Origin of the sequence: Pseudomonas sp. MCal1, assembly GCF_026341415.1 — a bacterium.
In the GTDB taxonomy this organism is placed as follows: Bacteria; Pseudomonadota; Gammaproteobacteria; order Pseudomonadales; family Pseudomonadaceae; genus Aquipseudomonas.
The window spans coordinates 72182-89891 of sequence record NZ_JAKUMP010000012.1; the positions used below are offsets into that span (position 1 = coordinate 72182).

The following is a 17710-nucleotide window of genomic DNA, read 5'->3' on the forward strand; positions in this document are numbered from 1 at the left end:
GAGGACGAGATGAGTGATGAGCAAGAGTTGTTGCCCAAGCCGAGCCAGGAGGTTCGCCAATGGGCGATGTTTTGTCACTTGTCCGCCTTGCTGGGGATCTGGATTCCGTTCGGAACGCTGATCGGGCCACTGGTCCTGTGGCAGATGAAGCGCGAGACCGATCCGTTCATCGACGCCCAGGGCAAGGAAGCGCTGAATTTCCAGATCACCGTGGCGATTGCTTCAATGATCTGCTTCGTACTGATGCTGGTGATCATCGGGTTCGTGCTGTTCGGCCTGCTGGCCATTGCGGCGCTGCTGCTGACAATCATCGGTGGCGTAAAAGCCAATGAAGGTTTTCCGTACCGTTATCCGTTTACCTGGCGCTTGATCAAATAGCATTCAGCCGAAGGTGCATGTTGGAATAATCAATTCTGTATATTTAAAAAGCCCTGGCCTGCCAGGGCTTTTTTTGCAACTTAATAAACCTGAGTTCCTTGTAGGAATAATCTGTCTGCGATGAATGGCAAAAGAAATTTTATATATTCATCGGTCTTACATTTTTAGTCACAACTGTAATGCCTCGATGCGGCCAATGGGCATTGGCAGCATGACTTTGCGCTTGTTAAGGTTGCCGCACGTCATATTCCTTCAGAAATATTTCGATATATTCAGACCATCGAAGGCTCTTGAATTTCAGTGTTTCCAGTGTTGAAACAGCCAGCCGATTCGTGAGGCGTAACCAGGGAAAAGTTCGCCTGCGAATATATAGCCAAGAATAAACCAGATGATTCAGCTCGATTTCTACGGCACGCTCGTGGCCGCTTCTCTTGTACTTCTGCTGGGACGTGGTCTTGTTACCCGTGTTGGTGTACTGCGCAATTTCAATATTCCCGAACCGGTTGCGGGTGGCCTGTTGGTTGCTGTGGTTCTTCTGGTATTGCGAGCGCTCGATATAGAAGTCCGATTCGATACCTCGCTGCAGGCACCGCTCATGCTGGCGTTTTTTGCCACTATCGGTCTGAGTGCGGACTTCGCCAGCCTCAAGAAGGGCGGCCGCGTAGTAGGGATATTTATACTAGCGGTCGCCGGTCTCCTGATCCTGCAGAACGCCATGGGCATCGGACTCGCCACATTGCTGGGGCTTGACCCGCTGATGGGGCTGTTGACGGGTTCCATCACACTGGCCGGTGGTCATGGAACCGGTGCCGCGTGGGGAACGGTATTCAGCGAGAAATACGGTCTGGCCTCCGCCTCCGAGCTGGCGATGGCCTCGGCGACATTCGGTCTTGTACTGGGTGGTCTGATCGGTGGGCCGGTTGCCCGTCTGCTTATCAAACGTGTCGAGGTGCCTGGTTGTCATGCGCAGGAGGCGCCGCGTCTGCCAAAGGGGTTCGAGCAGCCGAACAGGGAGCGCTCGATCACGCCGTTCTCGTTCATCGAAACACTGGCGCTGATCGCGGTCAGCCTGCTGGTGGGCAATCTTCTGAACGGGCTGCTGCACGGCACGGCATTCGAGTTGCCGACATTCGTTTGTGTCTTGTTCGTGGGCGTCGTGTTGCGTAACGGCCTCTCGGCGTTTGGCCTGTATCAGGTATTCGAGCGGGAAGTCTCGGTGCTGGGCAACGTCAGTCTGTCGCTGTTTCTGGCCATTGCACTGATGTCGCTCAAGTTGTGGGATCTGGCAGCCCTGGCGTTGCCGATCTTCATCATCCTGGCCGTGCAGACGCTGGTCATGGCGTTGTTCGCGGTGTTCGTGACGTTCAGGATCATGGGCCGCAATTACGACGCGGCAGTGCTGGCGGCCGGGCATTGCGGTTTCGGCCTCGGTGCGACGCCTACCGCCATCGCCAACATGCAAGCGGTGACGCAGCGTTACGGTCCTTCGCAGATCGAGTTTCTGGTCGTACCGATGGTGGGTGCCTTTTTCATCGATATCATCAACGTCATAGTGATCAAGTTGTATCTGGCGCTGCCGTTCTTCGCCGCGGTCTGACGCGCGTTCCAGCCTGGGTTTGACGCAAAAAAATGCCCGTATCCTGCGATACGGGCATTTTTTCTACTGCGAAACGACGCTTAGATGGTCAGCGTCCAGTCGTAGTCGACGATCAGCGGCGCGTGCTGCGAGAACCGTGGCTGACGCGGCAGGCGTGCGCTGCGCACGAAGCGCCGCAGGCCCGGGGTCAGGATCTGGTAGTCGAAACGCCAGCCCAGATTCAGCATCTCGGCCTGTTCGTTGTCCGGCCACCAGCTGTACTGGTCGCCTTCGCGGCTGACTTCGCGCAGGGCGTCTACATAGCCCATGTTGCCGACAATCTCGTCCATCCAGGCGCGTTCTGGCGCCAGGAAGCCCGGAGATTGCTGGCTGTCGCGCCAGTTCTTGATGTCGAGCTTCTGCTGCGCGACGTACAGCGAGCCACAATAAATGTACTCGCGACGTTTGCGCCGCTGTTTGTCCAGGTACTTGCCGAAGTCGTCCATGAGCTTGAACTTCTGGTTCAAGTCTTCATCGCCGTTCATCCCCGAAGGAAGCAGCAAGGTGGCAATACTGACTTTGTCGAAATCTGCTTGCAGGTAGCGCCCGTAGCGGTCGGCCGTCTCGAAGCCGAGACCGCTGATGACAGCCTTCGGTTGCAACCGCGAATACAAAGCCACGCCGCCTTGGGCAGGGACTTCAGCATCGCAGGCATAAAGGAAGTAGCCGTCCAGTTGGAAGGCTGGGTCGTCCAGTTCAAAGGCGGAGGCACGGGTGTCCTGCAGGCAGATGACGTCGGCATTCTGTGCCTGCAGCCAACTGAGCAAACCGCGCTCGACTGCAGCCTGAATACCATTGACGTTCACACTGATGATCCGCATAAATGGCCCCAAAAATCGCGTGCGTGTATGATACACGGCGTCAAGCTAATTAGCTAAATCCGTGGTATTTGGGGTTTTTTTCATGCAAGCGTATCAGCGCGATTTCATTCGTTTTGCCATCGATCGCGGCGTTTTGCGCTTCGGTGAGTTCACCCTGAAGTCCGGGCGCACCAGTCCTTACTTCTTCAATGCCGGCCTGTTCAACTCGGGCTCCGCGCTGGCACAGCTGGGCCGTTTCTACGCCGCAGCCATCGCCGAGAGCGGTATTCCGTTCGACGTGCTGTTCGGCCCGGCCTACAAAGGCATCCCGTTGGCGGCAACCACTGCCGTGGCGTTGGCCGAACACCACAACCGTGATCTGCCATGGTGCTTCAACCGCAAGGAAGCCAAGGCTCACGGCGAAGGCGGCAGCCTGGTCGGTGCACCACTGACCGGTGAGGTGCTGATCATCGACGACGTGATCACTGCCGGCACCGCGATCCGTGAAGTGATGCAGATCATTGCTTCCCAGGACGGCGCCAAGGCTGCCGGCGTGCTGATCGCCCTGAACCGTCAGGAGCGCGGCAACGGTGAGCTATCGGCAATCCAGGAAGTCGAGCGTGATTTCGGCATCCCGGTCATCAGCATCGTTTCGCTGAATCAGGTGCTGGAATTCCTGGCTGACGATCCGCAGCTCAAGCAGCACCTGCCAGCCGTTGAAGCCTATCGCGCCCAGTTCGGCGTCTGATCGCTTCTTCCAGGCAAAAAAAGACCCCGCTCAGTCAGGCTGAGCGGGGTCTTTTGGTTTTCAGCTAACGCAGCATGCGCCATTTTTTAAGCAATTTCAGCGTCAGGATCGTATTGGTCAACGCAAATGCCAGCAGCGCCCCAACCACCATCCCGTACAGCGTGCGATCAACATCGAAGTCCCACAGATCCAGTGTGCTGCTGTCGATAATGCGCACGGCGGCTGGCAGATTGACGTAAAACAGCGCCACAAAGGCGCACGTCAGTGGTAGCGCATGCCAGTAAAAGGCGTTTTTGATCTTCTGGCGACTGCGCGCATGCTCTGCTGCAGAATGTCATCGAGCTGATTGCGAAAGCGCGACACGGTGTTCTTCAGCAAGGTTTTGCTCTGACTCTGGGTCAGTTGAAAAATGGTCGAGATTTGCGATTCGGTCGGTAATGTCTGCCCGAAGTAGCTTTGAATCAGGTAAAGGAGACGATCCTGCCTGGCTTCGTCGGCCCGGCTGGGCATGCCGCCCTCGACCAGCATTTTCAGGTACTCGGTCAGGCTGGCCTTGGCGATACGCTGAAGAGCGTGGGCAATTTCCGCGTCGCCGATGCGCAGGGTTTTTTTTGACCGGTTCCTTTTACTCCTGCTCGAAAGCGTCGGCGTCGATCGTGAATGAGATCTGCATGATTCAGTTCTCCACGATTATTTGGAAGACTGATCCGGATACGGATCTGCCACTGCATCGCCCTGACCGCTCAAGATGTTCCAGCCATTGAGCACGTGGGTGCTGGGTTGGTAGTCAGGGCAGGGCGGAAGCGAGGTTTTCGATTGATTGGAGTACTGGCGTCCACAGTCTGCACATTTGTAGGTGCCTGCTGAAACGTCACTGCCATACGGTACGTGGTTTTTTTGCATGGGGAAGATCTCCTGTGAATTCAGGGAAGATCCTATGAAGATTGCTGCTTTCGCGATGTAGGACGCTTCGCTGATGAGGGTCGGATATTTCTTTCGCGCACAAAAAAATCGCAGACTTCGTCATCTCCTGCAGAAATTTCATACACGCGAAATTCGTTTTTGCAGGAATTGCCGCAGGCTGCGATCTTTTATCTTTCAGCGATCAGGGACGCTTGCGATTACTGATCAGCGTGCCCACACCGGTGTCGGTGAAGATTTCCAGCAGGATCGCGTTCGGTACGCGGCCATCGATGATCAGCGAGCTGCCGACACCGCCCTGAACCGCTTCCAGCGCGCAGCGGATTTTCGGCAGCATGCCGCCGTAGATGGTGCCGTCGGCGATCAGGTCGTCGACCTGCTGAGTGCTCAGGCCAGTCAGTACGGTGCCCGACTTGTCCATCAGGCCGGCGATGTTGGTCAGCAGCATCAGCTTCTCGGCTTTCAGTGCTTCGGCAACCTTGCCGGCCACCAGGTCGGCGTTGATGTTGTACGACTCGCCGTTTTCACCCACGCCGATCGGCGCGATCACCGGGATGAAGTTGCCCTTGACCAGCAGGTTCAGCAGTTCGGTGTTGATCCCGACCACTTCGCCCACATGTCCGATGTCGATGATTTCCGGCTGGGTCATCTCCGGGGTCTGGCGGGTGACGGTGAGCTTCTTCGCACGAATCAGCCCGGCGTCTTTACCGGTCAGGCCGATGGCGCTGCCGCCGTGACGGTTGATCAGGTTGACGATGCTTTTGTTGACCTGGCCGCCGAGGACCATTTCCACTACGTCCATGGTCGCGGCGTCGGTGACACGCATGCCGTCGACGAAATGGCTTTCGATCGACAGGCGCTTGAGCAGATCACCGATCTGCGGGCCGCCGCCGTGAACCACGACCGGGTTGATGCCCACGGCCTTCATCAGCACGATGTCGCGGGCGAAGCCGGTTTTCAGCTCCTCGCTTTCCATCGCGTTGCCGCCGTATTTGATCACCAGCGTCTTGCCGACGTATCGGCGGATGTAAGGCAGCGCTTCGGACAGGACCTTGGCAGTGTTGGCGGCGGCATCGCGTTCGAGGGTCATTCAGGGCTCCGGGTGAATCAGCAATCAGAACGGTAGTTGGAGATCAGGTGCAACGCGTTTCAGTTGGGCATGGAACACAGCCTTGATGCGCTGCAGTTCCGCCTCGTCATCGGCCTCGAAGCGCAGCACCAGCACCGGTGTGGTGTTGGACGCACGCACCAGGCCCCAGCCTTTGGCGTAGTCGACCCGCACGCCGTCAATGGTGGTCAGGTCGGCGCCTGGGCCCCACTGCGCATCGTGCAGTGCATCAATGATGCTGAATTTGCTCTCTTCGGTCACATGGATATTGATTTCCGGCGTGGAAATATCGTTCGGGAAGGTCGCGAACAGCTCCTCGGCCGAAGATTTTTCCTTGCTGAGGATTTCCAGCAGCCGTGCGGCACTGTAAATGCCGTCGTCGAAACCGAACCAGCGCTCCTTGAAGAAAATGTGCCCGCTCATTTCGCCGGCCAACAGCGCGCCGGATTGTTTCATTTTCTTTTTGATCAACGAGTGACCGGTCTTCCACATTAGCGGCCGGCCGCCATATTCCTTGATCAGCGGGATCAGACGGCGGGTGCATTTGACGTCGAAGATAATTTCCGCGTCCTGGTTGCGCGCCACCACGTCACGGGCAAACAGCATCAGCAGGCGATCCGGGAACACGATGGTGCCGGTGTTGGTCACCACGCCGACGCGGTCGCCGTCGCCGTCGAAGGCCAGGCCGATGTCAGCCTTGGTTTCCTTGACCTTGGCAATCAGGTCGACGAGGTTCTCAGGCTTGCCCGGGTCCGGGTGGTGGTTCGGGAAGTTGCCGTCGACCTCGCAGAACAGCGGGATGACTTCGCAGTTCAGCGCTTCGATCAGTTGCGGGGCGATCACGCCGGCCGCGCCGTTACCGCAGTCGACCACGACTTTCAGGCGCCGGGCCAGTTTGATGTCCTGGACGATTTCGGTGGTGTAGCGGTCGAGAATTTCGACCTGGGTCACGCTGCCCGTGCCGCTGCTCAGGTTGCCGGTCTTGAGACGCTCGTGCAGGGCCTGGATCTGCTCATTGGCGAGGGTGTCGCCGGCGATCACGATCTTGAAGCCGTTGTAGTTCGACGGGTTGTGGCTGCCGGTGAGCATCACGCCGGATTTGCCGGCCAGCACGTTGGCGGCGTAGTACAGCGCCGGGGTCGGCACCAGGCCGACGTCGCTGACGTGGCAACCGCTTTCGGCGATACCGCGAATCAGTTCTGCGACCAGTTCGGGGCCGGACAGACGGCCGTCACGGCCAACGGATACGTTCGGTTCGCCCTGGGCCAGGCTTTGGGAGCCAATGGCGCGGCCGATCCAGTAGGCGGTTTCGGCATTGAGGAATTCCGGCACGGTGCCGCGAATGTCGTAGGCGCGGAAGATGCTGTCGGGAAGCTTCGGGGCGACTTGGGCGGGGGTGCTCATCTGCGAAAATGCTCCATCTCGAAAGTGGCTGGACACGCCGGCGATTCATTCGACGGCAAGCTCAAACTGAAGGGTATGACGGCGGTTTTCACAGAGAGTTCGTGGTGTGAAAGGGCCATGACGCCTTGTCCGGCGTGGCTTTGGCCTGCCAATGCCTTGATTTTCGGCGCTAAACCTTGCAGATGACATTTTGAATTTCGTGGCAAGCAACACGCACTCGCCACGATGGATTTCTAATCGATCACTTGGTGCCGGAATGGCCGAAACCGCCAGCGCCACGCTCGGTTTCGACGAACTCTTCGACCATTTCGAAGTGCGCCTGCACCACCGGCACCAACACCAGCTGCGCCAGACGCTCGCCGACCGGCATGGTGAATTCGGTCTGGCCACGGTTCCAGCAGGACACCATCAGCGGACCCTGGTAGTCGGAGTCGATCAGGCCGACCAGATTGCCCAGCACGATGCCGTGCTTATGGCCCATGCCCGAGCGCGGCAGGATCAACGCGGCGAGGTTCGGATCGCCGATGTACACCGACAGCCCGGTAGGGATCAGCACGGTTTCACCCGGTTTGATCACGATGTCCTCTTGCAGCATGGCGCGCAGGTCGAGGCCGGCGGAGCCCGTTGTGGCGTATTGCGGCAGCGGGAATTCGGTACCGATGCGTGGGTCGAGGATCTTGGCTTGCAAAGCGTGCATGTAAATTAAACCTGGTTCAGACGTTCGGCGATAAAGGTGACGAGCTGGCGAGCGATCTTGCTCTTGCTGGTCTGGGCGAAAACCGTGGCGTGCAGCCCACGGTCGATGACGCTGCAGGCGTTTTCTTCGCTGTTGAAACCGATGCTCGGGTTGGCGACGTCGTTGGCGACGATCAGGTCGAGATTCTTGTCCTTCAGCTTGCGTGCAGCGTAGTCGAGCAGGTGTTCGGTCTCGGCGGCGAAGCCGACACTGAACGGACGGTCGGAACGGGTCGCGATGGTGGCCAGGATGTCCGGGTTGCGCACCATTTGCAGGACGAAGCCGTCACCGCTCGTAGGATCTTTTTTCAATTTTTGTGGGGCGACGACTTCCGGACGGTAGTCCGCGACCGCCGCCGAGGCGATAAAGATGTCGCAAGGGATCGCGGCTTCGCACGCGGCGAGCATGTCGCGGGCGCTGACCACGTCGATACGGGTGACGCGATCCGGCGTCGGCAGGTGCACCGGGCCGCTGATCAGCGTGACGCGGGCGCCGGCTTCCACCGCCGCTTCCGCTAGGGCGAAGCCCATTTTGCCGGAGCTGTGGTTGGTGATGTAGCGCACCGGGTCGATGTTTTCCTGGGTCGGGCCGGCGGTGATGACCACATGCTTGCCGGTCAGTGCCTGACGCTGGAAGCAGTCCGCCGCGAGCTGGGCCAGATCGGTGGCTTCCATCATGCGGCCCATGCCGACGTCGCCGCAGGCCTGGCTGCCGGAGGCCGGGCCGAAGGTCTTCAGGCCACGGCTTTCAAGGAGTTGCAGGTTGGCCTGGGTCGCCGGGTCGCGCCACATGGCCTGGTTCATCGCTGGAGCGACCGCGACAACGGCGTCGGTGGCCAGCACCAGCGTGGTCAGCAAATCATTGGCAATGCCTTGAGCCAGACGGGCCAGCAGGTCGGCGGTGGCCGGGGCGATCAGCACCAGATCGGCCCACTTGGCCAGTTCGATGTGGCCCATCGCCGCTTCGGCGGCCGGGTCGAGCAGATCCAGGTGAACCGGGTGGCCGGACAGGGCCTGCATGGTCAGCGGGGTGATGAATTCGCTGCCGCCACGGGTCATGACCACGCGCACTTCGGCGCCCTGATCGATCAGGCGGCGCACAAGGTCGGCGCTCTTGTAGGCAGCAATGCCGCCGCCGACGCCCAGAACGATGCGTTTCCGATACAGCCGCTGCATAGGTCTGCCTTTCATTTCGTTGGTGACATGCGTGGCGAAACCCCCTCCCCAGGGTGAATTCGCCCGCAAAAAAGATGGGCTACGATATCACAGCGACCGCTATGGAACAGCGGCGCCCACAGACAAGGAACGTGTATGAGTATTCGCGATTGGCCGGCGGCGGAAAGGCCGCGGGAGAAGCTGTTGGAACAGGGCTCGGGAAGTCTTTCCGATGCCGAATTGCTGGCGATTTTTCTCCGAACCGGCGTATCCGGTAAAAGCGCGGTGGATCTGGCGCGACACTTGTTGAATCAGTTCGGCAGCCTGCGGGCGTTGCTGGAGGCTGATCTCGGGGCGTTCAGCGAGCAATTGGGCCTGGGGCCGGCGAAGTTTGCCCAACTGCAGGCTGTGCTGGAGATGGGGCGGCGACATCTGGCCGAGCGCATGCGGCAGAAAACGGCGCTGGAGAATCCACAGGTGGTCCGCGATTACCTCAAGGCGATGCTGCGCCACGAGCCGCACGAAGTGTTCGGTTGCCTGTTTCTCGACTCCAAACATCAAGTGCTGACCTTCGAGACGCTGTTTCGCGGCTCGATCGACAATACGGCGGTGCATCCCCGCGAAGTGGTGAAGCGCTCGTTGGCCAATAACGCGGCGGCCCTGATCCTGTGCCATAACCATCCGTCAGGTAACACCGATCCCAGCCAGGCTGATCGATTATTGACCAAACGCTTGCAGAAGGCTTTGGAGCTGATCGACGTGCGGGTGCTCGATCACTTCATCGTTGGTGACGGGGAACCACTGTCGATGGCGGAGTGTGGCTGGATGTAGCTTGCAGCGACTGCAGTCGCTGCAAGCCGGGGCGGATTACTTGAGGGTGACCTTGGAGTAATCCTGCCGACCGAACGGGCTCACCGAATAACCCTGCACATCCTTGCGCGTCAGCGCATACGCCGTCGGATGCGCCAGCGGCAGCCACAGCGCCTGCTGCTGGATCTGCGCCTGCGCCTGCTCATACAGCTTGGTGCGCACACCTTGTTCGCTGGTGGTCTTGCCGGCGCTGATCAGTTTGTCCAGGTCGGCATTGCAGTAGCGGGCGAAGTTGGTGCCGGACTTCACCGCCGCGCAGGAAAACTGCGGGGTGAGGAAGTTGTCCGGATCACCGTTGTCACCGGCCCAGCCCATGAACAGCAGGTCATGCTCGCCAGCCTTGGCACGACGGATCAGCTCGCCCCATTCGATCACGCGGATTTCTGCCTGAATGCCGATTTCCGCCAGATCCGATTGCAGCAGTTGTGCGCCGAGGCTCGGGTTCGGGTTGAGCAGGCTGCCGGACGGGCGCGTCCAGATGGTGGTCTGGAAACCGTCCTTCAGTCCGGCCTTGGCCAGCAATGCCTTGGCCTTGTCCACGTCGTGCGGGTAACCCGGCAGGTTCTTCGCGTAGCTCCAGGTGTTCGGCGGATATGGGCCGTTGGCGGCTTCGGCGGTGTCCTCGAACACGGCTTTAAGGTAGTTGGCCTTGTCGAAAGCGAGGTTGATCGCCTGGCGCACTTCCGGCTTGTCCAGCGGCGGATGCTGACTGTTGATGCCGACGAATGCGGTCATGAACGCGTCAGTCTTTTCGACTTTCAGCGTCGGTTCTTCTTTTGCGGCCTGTACGTCCAATGGCTTGGGTGACAGGGCAATCTGGCACTCATTACGCCGCAACTTTTGCAGGCGCACGTTGGCGTCCGGGGTGATGGCGAAGATCAGCGGATCCACCGCCGGTTTGCCGCGGAAGTAGTCCGGGTTGGCCTTATAGCGGATCGAAGCGTCTTTCTGGAACCGGTTGAACACGAACGGGCCGGTGCCGATCGGCTGGCTGTTCAACTTGTCGGTTGCGCCAGCCTTCAGCAGCTTGTCGGCATATTCAGCAGAATAAATGGAGGCGAAACCCATGCTCAGGGTCGCGAGGAACGTCGAGTCCGGGTGATCGAGGGTGAAGCGCACGGTCAGCGGATCCAGTGCGTCGATCTTTTTGATCAGCGTTGGCAGTTGCATTGACTGGGCATGAGGGAAACCGCTCTGGGCGACTTTGTGCCACGGGTTGGCCGGGTCGAGCATGCGGTCGAAGCTGAACTTGACGTCTTCGGCGGTCAGTTCGCGAGTCGGCTTGAAGTACTCGGTGCTGTGGAACTTCACCTGCGGGTGCAGCTTGAAGACATAAGTCAGGCCATCGGTGCTGACTTCCCAGCTGTCGGCCAGGCTCGGGACGACCTTGCCGCTGGCGGTGTCGAAGTCCACCAGGCGATTCATCAGCACATCGGCCGAGGCGTTGGTGGTGGTCAGCGAGTTGTACTGCACCACGTCGAACCCTTCGGGACTGGCCTCGGTGCAGACGCTCAGGGCGGCGGCCTGGGCCAGTGGACTCAGTAACAGCGGGGCGAAGAGCAGGGGGAGGGCAGCGAGGCGCATGGTCGGCTTCCTTTACAGATCGAAGGCCCATCTGCAAGTGCAGTCTGGAAAAGGCCTACCCTAGTGGTCGCGATTGCAAATGACTATCCCCTTTTTGCATTTTCGCGGCTTCGCGGCTGAGGATTTGTCGGAAGCGACGGCAGGAAAAGTCTCGACAGCGGGTATTATCGATTTTCTTCGACGAATGGTAAAAATTGCCGGCAGCCTTTATCCAAGGCGTCTGCAGGCAGAAAAAGCGGCTTTTTGACCATTCTTTGCACACGGAAAGTTGTTGCTCCGTGGTCTTTCTGGTATAAAGCAGCGCTCTTTTCTAGGGGCCCGGTTCCTTCGCTTGTAGGTGTAGCCGGTAAGACCTCTAAAGAATCGCGGCGCCTGGCGCCACAATGACTAGAGATTAAGCGGCCAACCCATGCCGGGTTGGGCATGTGGTTTTAGAGGGCTGAGGCATGTCTAGAGTATGTCAAGTTACCGGTAAGGGTCCGGTAACCGGGAATAACATTTCCCACGCAAACAACAAAACCCGTCGTCGTTTCCTGCCGAACCTGCAGCATCACCGCTTCTGGGTTGAAGAAGAGAAACGTTTCGTACGCCTGCGCGTTTCCGCCAAAGGCATGCGTATCATCGACAAGCGTGGCATCAGCGTTGTGCTGGCCGAGCTGCGTCGCGACGGCAAGGTTTAAGGGAGCTAATCATGCGTGAATTGATTCGTTTGATCTCGAGCGCCGGTACTGGTCACTTCTACACTACCGACAAGAACAAGCGTACTACCCCGGACAAAATCGAGATCAAGAAATATGATCCGGTTGTTCGCAAGCACGTGATCTACAAGGAAGGCAAAATCAAGTAATTGATTTTTCCCGACTTACGAAAAAGGCCCGTATCTCACGATACGGGCCTTTTTTGTTGCCGAAAAGTCGTCGCTGCCGTGATCCTGATCCACAAAAAAGGCCTGCACCTTTCGGTGCAGGCCTTCTTGAGAGGGGGAGTTTCAAATCCGTCGGATCATTTTCGGTTCAGATTGAACCAGATAATTCCACGCATGGGGTTGAGGTCGACGATCAGGGTCTCGACGTTTTCAAGATCTTCCTGTTCCTGTTCCTGTTCGTCTGGATCTTTGACGGAGTAGCCGGTGAGCTCCTTGATGTAGGCCCTGACGGCCGGTACAAAGGGAGTACCGATCAGGTGGCTGATCAGTTGAAATGCGTTTTCCTGAGTCATGTTTTCATATCCTTATGATTGAATGTCCTTTGTGGACGTCAGGATTTTTCACTCTTCTCCGGCACTCCGTGCGATATTTATTTATTTTTTGTCTTCAAAAATCACATAAATCTTGCGGCACGCCTCCAGCACTTCCCAGGTGCCACGGAAACCGGCCGGAATCACGAAGCGGTCGCCGACACGCAGAGTCTTGGCATTGCCTTCGCCGTCACGCAGCACCGAAACGCCTTGCAGGATTTCGCAGTATTCGTGCTCGGTGTAGTTCACCGTCCACTGACCCACCGCACCTTCCCACACGCCAACGCCCATTTGCCCGCAGGGGCTGTCGTACTGATTGAACACCGCTTGCTCGGGATCACCCTTGAGCACTTTGGCCGGATCCGGGCGATAGCGTTCGGCCTGGTCCATGGTCAGGCTGATGTCGACGACGTTCTGGATGTTCATTGTTGTTTTCTCCCGTGATGACGGCGCGGTGGCGTGAAAGGGTCAAAGTCTATGTTGATTAAATTGAACGCCGCAAGGCTGTATAACTGCCTTATGTCAAATATATTGAAACAACCCCGGCCGCTGGTTTAGGGTGGCGGGTGCCTTGGGCCGAAAAGCAGGCTGGCCGGGCAGTATTCCTGAGGACGACCGCGACGATCGCGGCGCTCGTATTGAACAAGAGGAGGACACTCGAATGACCACCCTGACTCGTGCCGACTGGGAACAACGCGCCCGCGACCTGAAGATCGAAGGCCGCGCCTACCTCAATGGCGAGTACACCGATGCCGTCTCCGGCGAGACCTTCGAGTGCATCAGCCCGGTCGATGGCCGTCTGCTGGGCAAGATTGCCAGCTGTGACGCCGCCGACGCCCAGCGTGCCGTGGAAAACGCCCGCGCCACTTTCAATTCCGGCGTCTGGTCGCGCCTGGCGCCGACCAAACGCAAAGCCGCCATGATCCGTTTCGCCGGCCTGCTCAAGCAGCACGCCGAAGAACTGGCCCTGCTCGAAACCCTCGATATGGGCAAACCGATCAGCGATTCGCTGTACATCGACGTACCGGGTGCCGCCCAAGCCCTGAGCTGGAGCGGTGAAGCGATCGACAAGATCTACGACGAAGTCGCCGCCACCCCACACGACCAACTGGGTCTGGTAACCCGCGAGCCTGTGGGCGTAGTCGGTGCCATCGTGCCGTGGAACTTCCCGCTGATGATGGCCTGCTGGAAACTCGGCCCGGCCCTGTCGACCGGTAACTCGGTGATCCTCAAGCCGTCGGAAAAATCCCCGCTGACCGCCATCCGCATCGCCGAACTGGCCGTTGAAGCCGGTATTCCGAAAGGCGTGCTGAACGTTCTGCCGGGCTACGGACACACCGTCGGCAAGGCGCTCGCGCTGCATAACGATGTCGACACCCTGGTGTTCACCGGTTCGACCAAGATCGCCAAGCAACTGATGATCTATTCCGGCGAATCGAACATGAAACGCGTGTGGCTGGAAGCCGGCGGCAAGAGCCCGAACATCGTGTTCGCCGATGCGCCGGACCTGCAAGCCGCCGCCGAATCCGCCGCCAGCGCCATCGCCTTCAACCAGGGTGAAGTCTGCACCGCAGGTTCACGTCTGCTGGTCGAGCGTTCGATCAAGGACAAATTCCTGCCGATGGTGATCGAGGCGCTGAAAGCCTGGAAACCGGGCAACCCGCTGGATCCGGCCACCAACGTGGGTGCGCTGGTCGACACCCAGCAGATGAACACCGTGCTGTCCTACATCGAGTCGGGACACACCGACGGCGCCAAACTGGTGGCCGGCGGCAAGCGCATCCTTCAGGAAACCGGTGGCACCTACGTCGAGCCGACGATCTTCGACGGCGTGAGCAACGCGATGAAGATTGCCCAGGAAGAGATCTTCGGCCCGGTGCTGTCGGTCATTGCCTTCGATACCGCCGAGGAAGCGATCAACATCGCCAACGACACGCCTTACGGTTTGGCGGCAGCGGTCTGGACCCAGGACATTTCCAAGGCGCACCTGACCGCCAAGGCCCTGCGTGCCGGTAGCGTGTGGGTCAACCAGTACGATGGCGGCGACATGACCGCACCGTTCGGCGGCTTCAAGCAGTCGGGCAACGGTCGCGACAAGTCGCTGCACGCGTTCGACAAATACACCGAGCTGAAGGCAACCTGGATCAAGCTGTAAACCGTTGACGGAGCCTGCTCAGGCGGGCCGCGAACGATACAAAGATCCCTGTGGGAGTGAGCTTGCTCGCGTTAGTGGTGTATCCATCAGCACATCGGCTGAATGTGAAACCGTTATCGCGAGCACGCTCGCTCCCACAGTGTTTTGGGGTGCACATAAAAATTATCCACAGGAGCGTGGACCATGCGTTGGGCGACGTATTTCGCCGTGTTGGCGTCTGTCTTGAGTGTTGGCCTGGCCCTCGGCGTCAGCATGCCGCTGGTGTCGTTGCGTCTGGAGGGTTGGGGCTACGGCTCGTTCGCCATCGGCGTGATGGCGGCGATGCCGGCCATCGGTGTGTTGCTGGGGGCGAAGATCTCCAGTCATCTGGCGGCGCGCTTCGGTACGGCGAACCTGATGCGCCTGTGTCTGTGGGCCGGGGCGCTGTCCATCGGCCTGCTGGCGTTGCTGCCGAGCTACCCGATCTGGTTGGTGCTGCGGCTGATGATCGGCGTGGCCCTGACCATCGTGTTTATTCTCGGCGAGAGCTGGATCAATCAACTGGTGGTCGAGCACTGGCGCGGGCGATTGGTCGCGCTGTATGGCAGCAGTTACGCGTTGAGCCAACTGTCCGGTCCGTTGCTGTTGGGCGCACTCGGCACCGATCACGATTACGGTTTCTGGGTGGGTGTCGGTCTGCTGATCGCTTCGCCGTTTCTGCTGCTGGGCCGCAGCGGCGCGCCAAGCAGCGAGGCCAGCAGCGTGACCTTCGGCGATCTGTGGGGTTTCGCTCGTGAACTGCCGGCCATCGCCTGGGCGGTGTCGCTGTTCGCCGCGTTCGAAGCGATGATCCTGACGCTGTTGCCGGTGTATTGCCTGCAACAGGGTTTCACCGCAGAGATTGCGCTGGCGATGGTCAGCACCGTGGTGGTGGGCGATGCGCTCCTGCAATTGCCCATTGGTGCGTTGGCCGACTACCTGTCGCGCCGGACTTTGTTCACCGGCTGCGCCGTGGTGCTGATGCTGTCGAGTCTGGCGATCCCGATGCTGCTCGACACTTTGCTGATCTGGCCGCTGTGGGTGCTGTTCGGCGCCAGTGCCGGTGGCTTGTTCACCCTGTCGCTGATCCTGATCGGCGAGCGCTACCGCGACGATGCGCTGGTGCGCGCCAATGCGCATGTCGCGCAGCTGTGGGGCGTCGGTTGCCTGATCGGGCCGTTGATGGCGGGCGCGGGCAGCCAGTGGATCAGCGGTCACGCGTTGCCGTGGCTGATGGCGGCCGGGGCGTTCGGGCTGGTGATTCTGTTGTCGCGGCAAGGGGCGTTCGGCAAGGTGCCGGAGCCCGCTTGATGTGCCGGTTGGAGCGGGCTGCTACAGCATCCGCTCCAGTCCCACGGTGGTGCTGAACCACGCATTGAAGCGTCGCCACCAACTGCCCGGTTCCTTGGTCAGCGTGTGCATCTGGCCGTTGTCCTCGGTGACCCACACCACTTTTCCGTCCTGCAGTTTGGCTTCGTAACTCAGTGCTGGCGCCATGCCCTGCAAGGCCAGCTCGCGCACGTGAGCCGCCAGTTCGGGGCTGTCCACCAGCACACCGACCTCTGTATTCCACAGTACCGAGCGCGGGTCGAAATTGAACGAGCCGATGAACGATTTTTTGCCGTCGAAGATCATCGCCTTGCTGTGCAGACTCGAATCCGAGCCGCGATAGGACTTGCTGTAAAACAGGTGCGGGCCGCTGCCGTAGTTATCCCCAGGCTGGCGCCGCAGCTCAAAGAGCTTCACGCCATGTTCCAGCAGCGCCTTGCGATAGGGCGCATAACCGCCGTGCACCGCCGGCACGTCGGTGGCTTCCAGCGAGTTGGTCAAGAGGCTCACCGCTACGCCGGCATCGGCGCGGCCGGTCAGGTAAACCAGCCCTGGCTGCCCCGGCACGAAATAGGCGGAAATCATCATCAGTTCTTTGCTGACACCCGTCAGCTCCGGTGCCAGTTGGGTCGTCAGCAGCAATTGCGGATCGGGTTCATCCTTGGCCAGCACCTTGCTCGGCGCGTCCCACAGCGCCTGGTTCCAGGCCCAGATCAGCTCTTTGCGCCAGATATCCATGCGCGGGTCGGTGCGGTAGGTCATCAACTGCTGATACAGCGCATGATTCTGTTTGCGGGTTTCTTCCAGGGATTCTTCCAGGCGCGTGCGGGTGTTCTGCAGGTCTTTGGCTGATGGTTTGCTGGAAAGGAACTCGTCGATCGGCTTGCTCAGGGCGCTGTTCCAGTACTGGTCGAAACTGTGCCCGAGCTGCTCGGCGACCGGCCCGACACTGAGCATGTCGATATCGGTGAAGTTCAGGTTGGGCTCGGCATCGAAGTATTCGTCGCCCAGATTGCGCCCGCCGACGATGGCCGCGCTGTTGTCCGCCAGCCACAACTTGTTGTGCATCCGCCGGTGTTGCAGCGACAGGTTGAACAGGCGTCCCGCCGCCCGGGTCACGCCGGTGCTGCGCCCCAGGTGCAGCGGATTGAACAGGCGGATCTGGATCTGCGGATGCGCTGCCAGAGTCGCAATGATCAGGTCGAGGCCGTCGCTGGTGGTGTCGTCCAGCAGGATTCGCACCCGCACGCCACGGTCGGCAGCCTTCAACACTTCTTCCACCAGCATGCGGGTGCTGATGCCGTCATGGACGATGTAGTACTGCAAGTCGAGGCTGCGTTGAGCGTTGCGGATCAGCTCGGCGCGGGCGGTGAAGGCTTCGGTGCTGTTGGACAGCAGGCGAAAGCCGGACTGGCCCTTGTAGGGCGCAGCCTGAGCCTGGATCGAACGGCCGAACGCGGAGTCGGAGGCGGGCAATGCCTGGCTCGGTTCGCGCGGGACATCCAGTGAGGCGCACCCGGCGAGAACCAGGGCGGGCAGCAGTACAAGCGGCAGGAAGTGTCTGGAGCTCAAGTCGGATGGTTCCGGGTGTGGGCGAGGTCTGGAGTATGGCACGGTGCACGCCGCCTGTTGC

General features: G+C 59.6%; 20 protein-coding genes and 1 pseudogene. 9 read left to right on the plus strand and 12 right to left on the minus strand.

The window, feature by feature from the left end:
* The first annotated feature begins 9 nt into the window (after nt 1-9).
* Both MKZ87_RS20215 and gltS read left to right on the plus strand, forming a co-directional pair.
* Nucleotides 10-378: a DUF4870 domain-containing protein gene (locus tag MKZ87_RS20215; RefSeq protein WP_266201894.1), complete on the plus strand. Its 369-nt coding sequence runs from the start codon at nt 10-12 to the stop codon at nt 376-378.
* A gap of 388 nt (nt 379-766) precedes the next feature.
* Nucleotides 767-1975 carry a sodium/glutamate symporter gene (gene gltS / locus MKZ87_RS20220; RefSeq protein WP_266201895.1) on the plus strand — a complete coding sequence of 403 codons (1209 nt, stop codon included), beginning with the start codon at nt 767-769 and terminating at the stop codon, nt 1973-1975.
* Nucleotides 1976-2055: 80 nt separating this feature from the next.
* Here gltS and MKZ87_RS20225 read toward each other — a convergent pair whose 3' ends face one another.
* Nucleotides 2056-2835, minus strand: coding sequence for an exodeoxyribonuclease III (locus MKZ87_RS20225; RefSeq protein ID WP_007920349.1), 780 nt, complete (start codon nt 2833-2835; stop codon nt 2056-2058).
* An 82-nt stretch (nt 2836-2917) separates the two neighbouring features.
* Here MKZ87_RS20225 and pyrE point away from each other — a divergent pair, with 82 nt between their 5' ends.
* Nucleotides 2918-3562: an orotate phosphoribosyltransferase gene (gene pyrE / locus MKZ87_RS20230; protein WP_007954442.1), complete on the plus strand. Its 645-nt coding sequence runs from the start codon at nt 2918-2920 to the stop codon at nt 3560-3562.
* 64 nt (nt 3563-3626) lie between these two features.
* On the opposite strand, the gene MKZ87_RS20235 is transcribed toward pyrE, so the two are convergent.
* The 7 genes and pseudogenes from MKZ87_RS20235 to coaBC form a co-directional block, all read right to left on the minus strand.
* Entirely contained in the window at nt 3627-3812 is a 186-nt protein-coding gene (locus MKZ87_RS20235) for a hypothetical protein (protein WP_323873475.1), read from the minus strand.
* Nucleotides 3813-3823: 11 nt separating this feature from the next.
* Nucleotides 3824-4090 carry a hypothetical protein gene (locus MKZ87_RS20240; protein ID WP_227233914.1) on the minus strand — a complete coding sequence of 89 codons (267 nt, stop codon included), beginning with the start codon at nt 4088-4090 and terminating at the stop codon, nt 3824-3826.
* Between the two features lie 162 nt (nt 4091-4252).
* The gene (locus tag MKZ87_RS20245) at nt 4253-4465 is read right to left on the minus strand and encodes a hypothetical protein (RefSeq protein WP_085702321.1); all 213 of its coding nucleotides are present in this window, start codon (nt 4463-4465) and stop codon (nt 4253-4255) included.
* A 202-nt stretch (nt 4466-4667) separates the two neighbouring features.
* A complete protein-coding gene (gene argB, locus MKZ87_RS20250; RefSeq protein ID WP_007954443.1) occupies nt 4668-5573 on the minus strand; it encodes an acetylglutamate kinase in 906 nt (301 codons plus the stop codon).
* Nucleotides 5574-5597: 24 nt separating this feature from the next.
* Nucleotides 5598-6974, minus strand: a pseudogene (locus MKZ87_RS20255) (phosphomannomutase/phosphoglucomutase); the annotation flags it as partial.
* 262 nt (nt 6975-7236) lie between these two features.
* Nucleotides 7237-7692, minus strand: a complete 456-nt coding sequence (dut, locus tag MKZ87_RS20260) for a dUTP diphosphatase (protein WP_085702322.1) — start codon at nt 7690-7692, stop codon at nt 7237-7239.
* A 5-nt stretch (nt 7693-7697) separates the two neighbouring features.
* Complete coding sequence (gene coaBC / locus MKZ87_RS20265; RefSeq protein ID WP_085696823.1) at nt 7698-8906, minus strand: bifunctional phosphopantothenoylcysteine decarboxylase/phosphopantothenate--cysteine ligase CoaBC; 1209 nt, start codon at nt 8904-8906, stop codon at nt 7698-7700.
* A gap of 135 nt (nt 8907-9041) precedes the next feature.
* On the opposite strand from coaBC, the gene radC reads away from it, so the two are divergent.
* Nucleotides 9042-9716, plus strand: coding sequence for a RadC family protein (radC, locus tag MKZ87_RS20270; RefSeq protein WP_085696824.1), 675 nt, complete (start codon nt 9042-9044; stop codon nt 9714-9716).
* A 36-nt stretch (nt 9717-9752) separates the two neighbouring features.
* Here radC and MKZ87_RS20275 read toward each other — a convergent pair whose 3' ends face one another.
* Nucleotides 9753-11339: an ABC transporter substrate-binding protein gene (locus MKZ87_RS20275; protein WP_085696825.1), complete on the minus strand. Its 1587-nt coding sequence runs from the start codon at nt 11337-11339 to the stop codon at nt 9753-9755.
* Between the two features lie 79 nt (nt 11340-11418).
* On the opposite strand from MKZ87_RS20275, the gene MKZ87_RS20280 reads away from it, so the two are divergent.
* The 3 genes from MKZ87_RS20280 (at nt 11419) to rpmG (ending at nt 12186) form a co-directional block, all read left to right on the plus strand.
* The gene (locus tag MKZ87_RS20280) at nt 11419-11586 is read left to right on the plus strand and encodes a hypothetical protein (RefSeq protein ID WP_266201896.1); all 168 of its coding nucleotides are present in this window, start codon (nt 11419-11421) and stop codon (nt 11584-11586) included.
* A 199-nt stretch (nt 11587-11785) separates the two neighbouring features.
* Complete coding sequence (gene rpmB / locus MKZ87_RS20285; protein WP_003177273.1) at nt 11786-12019, plus strand: 50S ribosomal protein L28; 234 nt, start codon at nt 11786-11788, stop codon at nt 12017-12019.
* Between the two features lie 11 nt (nt 12020-12030).
* The gene (gene rpmG / locus MKZ87_RS20290) at nt 12031-12186 is read left to right on the plus strand and encodes a 50S ribosomal protein L33 (RefSeq protein ID WP_003177274.1); all 156 of its coding nucleotides are present in this window, start codon (nt 12031-12033) and stop codon (nt 12184-12186) included.
* A gap of 155 nt (nt 12187-12341) precedes the next feature.
* Here the strand turns inward: rpmG and MKZ87_RS20295 are convergent, their stop codons facing one another.
* Nucleotides 12342-12557, minus strand: a complete 216-nt coding sequence (locus MKZ87_RS20295; RefSeq protein ID WP_266201897.1) for a hypothetical protein — start codon at nt 12555-12557, stop codon at nt 12342-12344.
* Between the two features lie 81 nt (nt 12558-12638).
* Entirely contained in the window at nt 12639-13001 is a 363-nt protein-coding gene (locus MKZ87_RS20300; RefSeq protein ID WP_085696827.1) for a cupin domain-containing protein, read from the minus strand.
* A 235-nt stretch (nt 13002-13236) separates the two neighbouring features.
* Here MKZ87_RS20300 and MKZ87_RS20305 point away from each other — a divergent pair, with 235 nt between their 5' ends.
* A complete protein-coding gene (locus tag MKZ87_RS20305) occupies nt 13237-14730 on the plus strand; it encodes an aldehyde dehydrogenase (RefSeq protein WP_085696828.1) in 1494 nt (497 codons plus the stop codon).
* A 183-nt stretch (nt 14731-14913) separates the two neighbouring features.
* The gene (locus MKZ87_RS20310) at nt 14914-16059 is read left to right on the plus strand and encodes an MFS transporter (protein WP_085696830.1); all 1146 of its coding nucleotides are present in this window, start codon (nt 14914-14916) and stop codon (nt 16057-16059) included.
* A 21-nt stretch (nt 16060-16080) separates the two neighbouring features.
* Here MKZ87_RS20310 and MKZ87_RS20315 read toward each other — a convergent pair whose 3' ends face one another.
* Nucleotides 16081-17649: a phospholipase D family protein gene (locus MKZ87_RS20315; RefSeq protein ID WP_085696831.1), complete on the minus strand. Its 1569-nt coding sequence runs from the start codon at nt 17647-17649 to the stop codon at nt 16081-16083.
* Between the last annotated feature and the right edge of the window lie 61 nt (nt 17650-17710).